This is a genomic window from Pseudomonas sp. MIL19, from assembly GCF_028680365.1.
Lineage (GTDB): Bacteria > Pseudomonadota > Gammaproteobacteria > Pseudomonadales > Pseudomonadaceae > Aquipseudomonas > Aquipseudomonas spirodelae.
Genome location: NZ_JAPPVG010000056.1, coordinates 1 through 11,480, shown reverse-complemented (window position 1 = coordinate 11,480; position 11,480 = coordinate 1). Strand labels below are relative to the sequence as shown.

At 58.8% G+C, this 11,480-nt stretch carries 7 protein-coding genes and 1 pseudogene; 5 read left to right on the top strand and 3 right to left on the bottom strand.

Going from position 1 to position 11,480, the window contains the following annotated elements; genetic code table 11:
- The 3 genes from tnpC to N1078_RS18945 all read left to right on the top strand — a co-directional run.
- Positions 1 to 1,098: IS66 family transposase (tnpC, locus tag N1078_RS18955; protein ID WP_274089636.1), on the top strand; the 1,098-nt coding region annotated here is incomplete at its 5' end.
- 763 nt (positions 1,099 to 1,861) lie between these two features.
- Positions 1,862 to 6,748: a DEAD/DEAH box helicase gene (locus N1078_RS18950; protein WP_274089635.1), complete on the top strand. Its 4,887-nt coding sequence runs from the start codon at positions 1,862 to 1,864 to the stop codon at positions 6,746 to 6,748.
- Between the two features lie 31 nt (positions 6,749 to 6,779).
- Positions 6,780 to 7,010 carry a hypothetical protein gene (locus N1078_RS18945; RefSeq protein ID WP_274089634.1) on the top strand — a complete coding sequence of 77 codons (231 nt, stop codon included), beginning with the start codon at positions 6,780 to 6,782 and terminating at the stop codon, positions 7,008 to 7,010.
- A 24-nt stretch (positions 7,011 to 7,034) separates the two neighbouring features.
- Here the strand turns inward: N1078_RS18945 and umuC are convergent, their stop codons facing one another.
- Complete coding sequence (gene umuC, locus N1078_RS18940) at positions 7,035 to 8,294, bottom strand: translesion error-prone DNA polymerase V subunit UmuC (protein WP_274089633.1); 1,260 nt, start codon at positions 8,292 to 8,294, stop codon at positions 7,035 to 7,037.
- Between the two features lie 4 nt (positions 8,295 to 8,298).
- The gene (locus N1078_RS18935; RefSeq protein ID WP_274089632.1) at positions 8,299 to 8,730 is read right to left on the bottom strand and encodes a LexA family protein; all 432 of its coding nucleotides are present in this window, start codon (positions 8,728 to 8,730) and stop codon (positions 8,299 to 8,301) included.
- A gap of 195 nt (positions 8,731 to 8,925) precedes the next feature.
- On the opposite strand from N1078_RS18935, the gene tnpA reads away from it, so the two are divergent.
- Complete coding sequence (tnpA, locus tag N1078_RS18930) at positions 8,926 to 9,231, top strand: IS66-like element accessory protein TnpA (RefSeq protein WP_047302739.1); 306 nt, start codon at positions 8,926 to 8,928, stop codon at positions 9,229 to 9,231.
- Positions 9,232 to 9,293: 62 nt separating this feature from the next.
- On the opposite strand, the pseudogene N1078_RS18925 reads toward tnpA, so the two are convergent.
- Positions 9,294 to 9,857 (bottom strand): annotated as a pseudogene (locus N1078_RS18925) (IS30 family transposase); the annotation flags it as partial.
- 325 nt (positions 9,858 to 10,182) lie between these two features.
- Here N1078_RS18925 and N1078_RS18920 point away from each other — a divergent pair.
- Positions 10,183 to 11,480: methyl-accepting chemotaxis protein (locus N1078_RS18920; RefSeq protein WP_274089631.1), on the top strand; the 1,298-nt coding region annotated here is incomplete at its 3' end.

The window sequence follows — 11,480 nt, the reverse complement described above, 5'->3', positions numbered from 1 at the left end:
ACGCCGGGCGTGTTCACCGTCGAACAGCATGTGCGTGGCAAATGGGCCTGTCGCCAGTGCGAAATACTGATCCAGGCACCCGTGCCGGCGCAGGTGATCGACAAAGGCATCCCCACTGCCGGCCTTCTGGCTCACGTGATGGTGGCCAAGTTCGCCGATCACCTGCCGCTGTACCGGCAGGAGAAAATCTTTGGCCGTGCCGGCCTGGCCATCGCCCGTTCCACACTGGCGCAGTGGGTCGGACAAACCGGCGTGCAGCTTCAGCCGCTGGTCGATGCCCTGCGCGAAGCCATGTTGGCCCAACGCGTGATCCACGCCGATGAAACACCGGTGCAAATGCTCGCACCGGGCGAGAAGAAAACCCACCGGGCTTACGTCTGGGCCTACAGCACCACGCCCTTCGCCGATCTGAAGGCCGTGGTGTATGACTTCAGCCCCAGCCGTGCCGGCGAACATGCGCGCAATTTTCTGGGCCAGTGGAATGGCAAGCTGGTCTGCGACGACTTTGCCGGTTACAAAGCCAGCTTCGAGCAGGGCATCACCGAAATTGGCTGCATGGCCCACGCCCGACGCAAGTTCTTCGATCTGCATGCGGCGAACAAAAGCCAACTGGCTGAACAGGCATTGCACGCGATTGGCGGCTTGTACGAAATCGAACGGCAAGCACGGGACATGAGCGATGAAGAACGCTGGCGAATACGGCAAGAAAAGGCATCACCGATACTCGGCGCGCTGCATGACTGGATGCTGGCCCAGCGCGATCTTGTGCCCAATGGATCAGCAACGGCAAAAGCCTTGGATTACAGCCTCAAACGCTGGGTAGCGCTGACGCGCTACCTGGAAGATGGAGCCGTACCCATTGATAACAACCAGGTCGAGAACCAGATCCGGCCATGGGCACTGGGGCGCTCGAACTGGTTGTTTGCCGGGTCGCTACGTAGCGGCAAAAGAGCAGCGGCGATCATGAGCTTGATCCAGTCGGCCCGCATGAACGGACATGATCCGTATGCCTATCTCAAAGACGTGCTGACACGGCTGCCGATTCAGCGAGCCAGTGAGATCGGCCAACTGCTGCCGCATCAGTGGGCATCAAGCTGAGTCACGCAAGCTAGACTGGCGGTGACGATCAGATACTACTCATTGACTTTTTGGGGCGTCACTCCGTCAGCAAATAGCAGTCGGAATATGGGCAAGTTGAACGAGGCTCTAAGCCACCAAAACCCACCAGTAACCACACTGGTGTATCACCCCAAACAGCCTACCCGTAATAGTCTCGCACTGATTTTTATGCGTGCAGCGTGTGATACAGAGTAAGCGTGCAGCCTGTGATACAGAGGAGGGAGTGCAGCGTGTGATACAGCCGATATTTAGTGATTTTTTCTGCTCTGCAAGCGCATCAATGACTGATCTACACCAAATTTCGAGGCATTAAATGCCATTAAATGCCATTAAATGCCATTAAATGCCAGATAACTCAGAGTGTGTATCACCTGCTGAACTGTTTTTCTAAGCGATTAGGTGGCATTAACTGCCATCTAATGCCATTAGATGGCAGTTAATGCCACCTAATCGCTGCTAGCAGCTAGCTACTACGCAAAGCTACCTTGTTTGGTTAGGCCAAGTATCTAAAGCTCACCAGTAAGGCGCATACCCCGTATGCCACTCTTGCACGCACACCCTGTGCGGGTCAGCGCAGCAACCTGTTTGTACGCCGATGGAATGCTGGGATTATCTGCTGCTGATGCACGCGTTGAGCTAACCAGCCTGTTACAACGCCTCAATAAAGTCCCCGGCTAATAGTAAACTCACGCAATTTGGCGCAAGCAGCGCGCCTGGTGTAACCAAAAGGAATTCCTCCCCGATGTCCGCCCTCTCTGCCTTGCTCAACACCTTCCGCGCCGCCTCAGCATCCGAACGCGAAAAAGGCACCTACTTTGAAGAGCTGATCTGCGCCTATCTGCGCAACGAAGCCACCTACCGCGATCTCTACGACAAGGTTTGGATGTACGGCGACTGGGCCAAAGAACAAGGGCTGGACGGTCGCGATACTGGCATCGACCTGGTGGCGCGCACTCAGGGCACGGGCGAGTACCACGCCATCCAGTGCAAGCTGTACGCCGAGGATTACCGCGTCCAGAAGAAGGACATCGACAGCTTCTTTACCGCATCCGGCAAGGCTCCGTTCTCGCATCGCATCATCGTCACTACCACCAACAACTGGAGTGAGCACGCCGAGGGTGCCCTGCAGGGGCAGCAGCCCCCAGTCAGTAAGATCGACCTGCAAGCCCTGGAAGACAGCCAGATCGACTGGGCCACGTACCAGCCCAACCAAGCTGTTGCGCTCAAAGCGCGTAAGCAGCTGCGCGATCACCAACAAACCGCTCTGAACGCCACTGCAGCCGGCCTCAAAGATGCCGAGCGCGGCAAGCTGATCATGGCCTGCGGCACGGGCAAGACCTTCACCAGTTTGAAGATTGCCGAGCGCCTGGCTGGCAAGGGCAAGCGTGTGCTGTTCCTGGTGCCCAGCCTGTCACTGCTTTCGCAGACTCTCACCGAGTGGACGCAGGAAAGCGAAACTCCGCTCCACAGTTTCGCTGTTTGCTCCGACAGCGACGTAGGCAAGAAGCGTAAGGCAGACGAGGACACCGTTCAGGTGTTCACCCACGAGCTGCGCTACCCAGCCACCACCAAGGCGGATCGTCTGGCAGCGGAAATGCTCAAGCGCCACGATGCCGAGCACATGAGCGTGGTGTTCTCCACCTATCACTCCATCGACGTGATCAGCCGCGCCCAGCATGACTATGACCTGGCAGCGTTCGACCTGGTGATTTGCGATGAGGCGCACCGCACAACCGGCGCGACCTTTGACGATGATGACGAAAGCACCTTCGTGCGCATCCATGATGCCGACTACATCCGCGCCGCCAAACGCCTGTACATGACGGCCACGCCGCGCATCTATGGCGACAACGCCAAGATCAAGGCCGAGTCTGGTGAAGTCACCCTGTGCTCGATGGATGACGAGGCGCTGTATGGCAAAGAGTTGTTCGTCATCAACTTCTCCGAGGCCGTTCAGCGCGGCCTGCTCACCGACTACAAGGTACTGGTACTCACGGTTGAAGAGAGCGTCATTAACCGCCGTCTCCAGGAGCTGCTGAAGGACGAAGACAACCAGCTAAAGGTTGACGACGCTGCCAAAATCGTCGGCTGCTGGAAGGCGCTGGCTAAACAGGGTCTCGCCGAAAACCTGGTGGGTGATGACCAGCCCATGAAGCGCGCTGTGGCCTTCTGTCAGGTCATCTCGCCCAACTACAAGGGCACCAAGCACAAGGTCAGCTCAGTAAACATCGCCAGCATGTTCCAGTCGGTGGTTGAGGCTTACCAGGAGTCCGAAAACATCGACGAAGCCTCGCGCATTATCTGCGAGGCCGAGCACGTCGATGGCGGCATGAATGCTAGCCAGAAGGAAGCCAAGCTCAAGTGGCTCAAAGATGAGCCGCCCGCCAACACCTGCCGCATCCTTAGCAACGTGCGATGCCTGTCCGAGGGCGTGGACGTACCGGCCCTGGACGCCGTGTTGTTCCTCACCCCGCGTAACTCCCAGGTGGACGTGGTGCAATCAGTTGGCCGGGTGATGCGCAACGCTCCGGGCAAGAAGCGCGGTTATGTCGTACTGCCCGTGGTCATCCCTGCGGGCATGGAGCCTCACGAAGCGCTCAACGATAACCAGACTTACAAGGTTGTCTGGCAGGTACTCCAGGCGCTGCGCTCGCACGACGACAGCTTCGACGCCATGGTCAACAAGCTCGACCTGATTGGCTCCGACCCGCGCAAGATGGAAGTCATCGCCATCACCGACAAGGCCGACAAGAAGGCGAAGAAAGCCAGCGGCACGAGCAACGGCCAGGCCGGCAAAGGCCAATACGGCATCGGCGAGAAGCGTCCACGGCACGATGCCGAAGGCCAGATGACTCAGCAGGCCGAGCTGACCTATGAAGTGGGTGAAATCGAAAAAGCCATCTACGCCAAGATCGTCGAGAAGTGCGGAAACCGCCACCACTGGGAAGACTGGGCCAACGACATCGCCAAGATCGCCCGCACTCACATCGACCGCATTCAGGCCATTCTGGAAAACCCGGCTAACACTCAGGAAAAGGCCGCCTTCAACGCCTTCGCCGCCGAGCTGCGCGACGACCTCAACGACAGCATCACCGAAGGCGAGATTGTCGAAATGCTCGCCCAGCACCTGGTAACCAAGCCAGTCTTCGATGCCCTGTTCGATGAATACAGCTTTGCCAGCCACAACCCCATGTCCAAGGCCATGCAAGGCGTGCTGGACGCTCTTCATGAGCACCACCTGGCCAAGGAAGCGGACACCCTGGATAAGTTCTATGCCAGCGTTCGCCAACGCGCTGCCGGCATCAACAATGCCCAGGGCAAGCAGAAGATCATCGTAGAGCTGTACGACAAGTTCTTCCGTAATGCCTTCCCCAAGATGACCGAGCGCCTGGGTATCGTTTACACCCCTGTAGAGGTCGTGGACTTCATTCTCCACAGCGTCAACCACCTACTGCAGCAGGAGTTCGGCCAGACCCTGGGCAGCAAGGGCGTCCACATCATCGACCCGTTCACCGGCACTGGCACCTTTATCACGCGCCTGATCCAGTCGGGCCTGATCAAGCCGGAAGAGCTGCCGCACAAGTACAAGCACGAGATTCACGCCAACGAGCTGGTACTGCTGGCCTACTACATCGCCGCGATCAACATCGAAGCGGCTTACCACGGTGAAGTGATCGACGAGTACACCCCGTTTGAAGGCATTTGTCTGACTGACACCTTCCAGATGTATGAGAAGGACGATTTGGTAAGCGCTCTGCTGGAGGACAACAGCGCCCGGCGTAAGCGGCAGAAGGATTTGGATATTCGGGTGATCGTGGGGAACCCGCCGTATTCGGTTGGCCAGAAAAGCGAGAACGACAACAACGATAACGTCGAGTATCCAACACTCGATGCTCGCATCCGCTCCACCTATGCGGCGCAGTCCAGGGCTACTCTCGCTAAAGGGTTGTACGACAGCTATATCCGCGCCATTCGCTGGGCAAGTGACCGTATTGGCAGCGCTGGCGTCATTGGCTTTGTCACCAATGGTGGTTTCCTAGAAAAATCTGCCATGGATGGTGTTCGTAAGTGTCTGGCCGAGGAGTTCTCCAGCATCCATGTGTTTAATTTGCGTGGCGATATACGCAAAAACATGCTGAGTAAAGGTCGAGCCAAAGAGGGAGGCAATGTCTTTGGCGGTGGCAGCATGGCGGGGATTGCTATTTCTGTTTTGGTGAAGAACCCGGATGCTTCTGCCCATGGCCAAATTTATTATCACGATGTGGGTGACGACCTCAGCAAAGAAGACAAGCTGGAACAGATAGCCAGTTCTGCCAGCGTGGTCGGTATTGAGCAGTGGCAGCAGATTATTCCGGATGAACATGGCGACTGGCTCAAGCAGCGTGATAACAGCTTTTCCGAGTACATCGTGCTGGGTGACAAGAAGAGCACTGCGCCCAAGCTGTTCGATAACTTCTCGCTGGGCGTAGTGACCAACCGAGATGCCTGGGCCTATAACTCCAGCCAGTCCAAGCTGGCAACCAACATGACCAGTATGATCGGTTTCTACAACGCCGAGGTTAAACGCTTCAACGCGGCGCATCCGGGGCTGGATACCAAGACTCGCCAGGCCCAGGTGGATGGTTTTATCGACAACGATCCGACCCGTATCAGCTGGACTCGCGCACTGAAGCAGGATCTTGGCAAAGATCGCAGCTATGCCTTCGAGGCCGACTGCTTGGTGCCCGGCCTGTATCGCCCCTTCACCAAGCAATGGCTGTACTTCAACCGTCGTTTCAACGAGATGGTCTACCAGATGCCGCGCATTTTTCCGGAGGCGGGCGCGAAAAACTTGATGATCCAGGTTGCAGGTGTTGGAGCAAGAGCTGGCTTCTCGGCGCTCATTGCAGACAGCATCACAGGCCTCGACACTATCGAGAAAGGTCAGTGCTTCCCGCTCTACCTCTACGACGAAGCAGCCCAAGCCTCAGATAACGACCTTTTTGCCGAGCCAAGTGAGGGTGGCCTGCGCCGCCGCGATGCCATTACAGACGCAGGCCTGGCGCATTTCCAGAGTGCGTACCCCGGCGAGCAGATAAGCAAGGAAGACCTGTTCTACTACGTCTACGGCATCATCCATTCCCCGGACTACTGTGAGCGCTTTGCCGACAACCTTAGCAAGGAGCTACCGCGCATTCCGGCTGTGAAGAAGGCCGCCGATTTCTGGGCATTCAGCAAAGCGGGACGCGCCCTAGCTGAGCTTCACCTGAACTACGAGACCGTCGAGCCGTATCCGCTGACCATCGAAGCGAAGGGCGCACTGACCGATGCCGACTATCGCGTAGAGAAGATGAAGTTCGCCAAGAAGGGCGACAAGACCACCGTCATCTACAACCCCCGGATCACTCTCAAGGGTATCCCCGAGGCGGCCTGGGATTACGTGGTCAACGGCAAGGCTGCATTGGATTGGGTTATGGAACGCCAAGCCGTGCGCACCGACAAAGCCAGCGGCATCGTCAACGACGCCAACGACTGGGCCAACGAAACCATGGGCAACCCCAAGTACCCATTGGAACTGTTCCAGCGCGTGGTCACAGTGAGCCTAGAAACCCAGAAGATCGTGAACAGCCTGCCGGCGTTGGATATTTGAAACGTGGGCGAGCAAAAGCGGAGGCTGAAGCGTGGCGGATAAAAGCTTGAAAGTGAGTGAGTTGGAGCGGTTCGCACGGAACTTGGAGAACTTTGCCAAGACCAATCCCGACGAAGCGATGTACCACCGCTTCTATGGCATCTTGGAAAGCCAGGCCGTCACACTGCAATGCTGCGGCGTTATCACTCACCAGGGCGCGGTGAAGCTGCACCAACAGATTGCAGAAGTGGTTCACGCGAAACACACGCAAACGAAGCTGTAATTTCGCTGTATAGCGAAAACAGGTTCAGCACTTCACTCGAAGCAGCTCGGCCCATGCGGTGGTAAAGCGTGGGCTCAGCCGCTCCCGTTTCATGGAGAAGCCTTGATCTGGCGCGAGCCTGGCGGGCCTGATTGTTCCCCTACCCTGCTTGGCATTGATCGTGTCGATGACAGCCATCAGCCGATCACTACCAGGACGCGGAGCCGGCGCGAAAAGGTCCGGGGTAAATCGGCCTGGTTCTACGAAGTCCATCAGGATCACGCCGGCCTTTGCATAGGCTGGTCCAGGCCTGAATATGGCCTGCAGCCCAGCCAACGACGCGGCTACCAGATCGCGAGTATCAGCCGATGGGTACGGCAGCGCGACGCAGGTGGTGCGGCTGTAGGCCTCTCCCCGTTGATCGAATGGGCTGGAACGAATGAACACCTGAATCGCCTGGCATAGATGCCGCTGGCCACGCAGCTTTTCACCCGCCCTGGTGGCGTATCCCGCGACAGCTTCCTGAAGCTCCTGCAGGGTATGTTTCCGCTCCCCAAACGACCTGGTGCAGGCAATCATCTGCTTGGGCTCCGGCCCTTCTTCCAGGGCGAAACAGGCCTCTCCAGCCAGCTCGCGAGCTGTGCGCTCGACATTGACGTTGAACATTCTGCGCAGGGTTTTGCGATCATAGTCAGCCAGCTGCAGGGCGGTAGACACGCCCATTGTGTTTAAGCGGGCCGAGATTTTGCGACCGATGCCCCAGACCTCGCCGACCTCGGCCAGGGCCAGCAGGCGGTGCTGTCGAGCTGGGTCGCGTAGATCAACAACACCGCCCGTTGCCGGCCACTTTTTCGCTCCCCAGTTGGCCAGCTTCGCCAGGGTCTTTGTCGGCGCGATGCCCACGCCGACTGGAATACCCACCTCACGCAATACGCGGGCGCGCATCAGCCGGCCCAGCGCCTCAAGGTCACCCTGAACACCCTGCAGATCGAGAAAGCCCTCGTCGATGGAATAGACCTCGATGCGCGGGGCCATGGTGCGCAGCGTGCGCATCACCCGCCCCGACAAGTCGGCATAGAGTGCGTAATTGCTGCTGCAGGCGATCAGACCGTGGCGCTCTACCAGCTCGCGCAGCTGGAAGTACGGCTGGCCCATCTTCACGCCCAGGGCTTTGGCCTCATTGCTGCGGCTCACTGCGCAACCATCGTTATTGCTCAGCACCACCACAGGCCTGCCGTGCAGTTCCGGGCGGAATAGCCGCTCACAACTGACATAGAAGTTGTTGCAGTCAACCAGGGCGAACATGGAATCAGCGCCGGCGCAGTGAGTGCAGGTTATCCGTGACGACGCCCCAGATTTCGAGGGCTTCGCCATCCTGGAAGGTGATCGAGGGGTAGGCCGGGTTAGCGGCCTGCAGCACTGGCCGGCCATTGGCGTCATAGCTCAGTACCTTGGCAGTGAACTCACCCCCAACCAGGGCGATCACCACCTCGCCCTGGTTGGCCACAGCGGCCTTATCGACCACCAGCACGTCACCGTCATAGATGCCGACACCCGTGAGGCTGTCACCGCCTGCGCGCACCAGGTACACGCTCGGAGCCCTCACGTTCACCAGCTCATCGAGCGACAGGTATGTCTCGGCATAGTCATCTGCAGGGCTTGGAAAGCCAGCGCTGACGCGGCCCTCGATCATGCGAACGAGGACTGATGAAGGCCGGATGCGGCCGAGGATGGAGGTCATTCTGCGTTGCCGTAATACTGTATGGATATACATATTACAGCGACTGGTGAGCGGGGCAAGCTCAGTACATCTGATTCTTTTGGCTGCAGGGTGGTATCCGTCCGGCCAACACACCTTCCTGGCCCCGACGCCAAAGGCGATGGTGTCCACCTGATTTAAGTGGACACCATTTCTAGCCTTTTAAGCGGGTCTTTCATGCAGCCACAACGCCGTTCCTACTCCAAATCCTTCAAGGCCCAGATTATTCAAGAGTGCGCCCAGCCCGGGGCCTCGATTGCCAGCGTTGCGCTGAGCCACAGCCTCAACGCAAACCTCGTCCATAAATGGATCCGAGTGCACACGCAGAAAGCCATGGCGCTGCAACCTGCTTTCATTCCTCTGTCCTTGCAGGCTATTGGGACAAAGTCGGATTCCGCGTCATCGACTATCTGTCTGGAAATCCCACACCCGAGCGGTACCATCAAAGTGAACTGGCCGACCGAAAGCGCCGCTGCCTGGTAGCCGACCGCGCAACACGGTGCAATATCACCATATCTACCAGGAACTGCTCTCTGTGGGTCGGCGCTGGCGCGCACCACCAACGTGCCTACAGACGAGGCGTTAGCCTTACCCTTGGTCAGGTCGCCTCCCAATACCCCGGCATCAGCCGGTCTTCGATCTCCGGCGGACGCACATGAATGCTGACCATCTCAGGGATCAGGCCGCGCCGATCCACACCGCCATAGCGCGGTCTGCGCGTCGTCTTGCTTTGGCGCAGGCAGATGATAAGCTCCTTGCGCAGTTCACCGACCGGCAGGGCATAGATCGCGTTATAGATCGTCTTGCGACAGACGTAGGCCTCTCTGAGGTTGGGAGTCTTCATGCTGCGCATGCTTGCGGGCAATCTGATCGGGAGACAAACGCTCACGCAGCAGATGGGCCACCAACTCGAAGCGCTCGCTACCCAGCAACAGCTTTCGCATCGGTCGACAAACCTAGCGGCGGGCCTGCATCTGCTGCCGGGCCGCACGGGCCGAGTAACAACCGCAGGCACCTCGATTGCGGCGCAGCTCCCGGCTGATGGTCGAAGGGGATCGGGTGATCAAGCAGGTAATCCTACGCAGGCTGAAACCTTGGGCATGACCGATTTAAATGACGCGCTCTTCAACGCTGAGTTCGGAGTAAGACATAGGGGCAGCACCGTACCGGAAAGGCCAGGTGCTGCACTCAACTTTTGCCGCCGCAGGTCGACAACTGTTTGCCAGCCCTAATACCTATCAAGGGGGAGCACTCTTCGACAGTTGTGACTAGCAGGCTGTTCACCTGTCTTTTAGCCCCCCCCTCTATGGGGGAGCATCAAGAGGGGTGCCTGCTAATGTGAAAAAGTTTGACTAAACGATCAGCTTACAGAGCCGACTAGACCCACTGCCTCCCAGGCTATCGATGTGCCTATCATTCAGGTGAGCCCTCCCCATGCGAATCAATCAACCACTCAGCGGCCGCGAACGCAGTTTCCCAGCAGAACAGCACCTCATTTCCGCCACCGATACCCGCGGGATCATCACGTACTGCAACGACGAGTTCGCCGAGATCAGCGGATTTACCCGCGAGGAATTGGTCGGCAGCCCGCACAACCTAGTGCGTCACCCGGATATGCCGCCTGCCGTGTTCGCTCATATGTGGGACTACCTAAAATCCGGACGCAGCTGGATGGGCATCGTCAAGAACCGCTGCAAGAACGGCGATCACTATTGGGTCAGCGCCTATGTCACGCCCATCCAGGAAAACGGCCGGGTCGTCGGCTACGAGTCGGTGCGCAGCAAACCCAACAGCGAGCAGGTGCGCCGTGCCGAAGCGCTCTACGCGCGCCTGAACCAGGGGCGCCCGGCCATCGGCCGTGGCGAGGCATTCGCGCAACTGGCACGCTTCTTCGTGCTGCCGCTGCTCGGTGTAGTGAGCGGCGCGGCGCTCTGGAGCCTGGAATTGCCCGGCACGGCGTTGCTGCTGACCTTGGTCCTGCTTGGGCTGCAGGGTTTTGCCAGCCTGCACAACTCCAGCCAGCTGCTCGGCCGGGCTCGTGCAGTAGCGCCAAAAACATTCGACAGCCCGCTGGTGGCCCGCACCTACAGCGATGCCTCCGGGCCACTGGCGCTGCTGCACCTGGCACTGATCAGCGAGGATGCACGGATTCGCACGGCGCTTTGCCGCCTGGGAGATTTCGCCGACCAGACCGCCGCCCTGGCCAAGGAAAACGGCCGCCTCAACGAGCAGGCCGAACGTGCCCTGCAGGCCCAGCGCAATGAAGCCGACCAGGCCGCCACGGCGATGCACGAGATGGCCGCGTCGATCAATCAGGTCTCCAGCCACGTCCAGCAAACCGCTCAGGAAGCACGTCAGGCCAGTGAACTGGCTATGGCCGGCGCCCAGCAGTCGCAGCAAAGCCGCCAGGTCATCGAGCAACTGGCGCAGACTGTCGATGGCATCGGCCAATCGGTGCAGTCACTGGCCGATGAAACCGCTTCCATCCAGCAAGCCGCCAGCATGATCCACGCGATTGCCGAGCAGACCAACCTGCTGGCCCTGAATGCCGCCATCGAAGCAGCCCGCGCCGGTGAGCAGGGCCGTGGCTTTGCCGTAGTGGCCGACGAAGTGCGCGCCCTGGCCTCCAAGACCCGCCAGTCTACCGACGTCATCCAGGGCATCATCACGGGCCTGCATAAGGAAACCGAACGTGCCTTGAGCGTCGCTCGCGCCGGCAGCGAGGAAGCGCG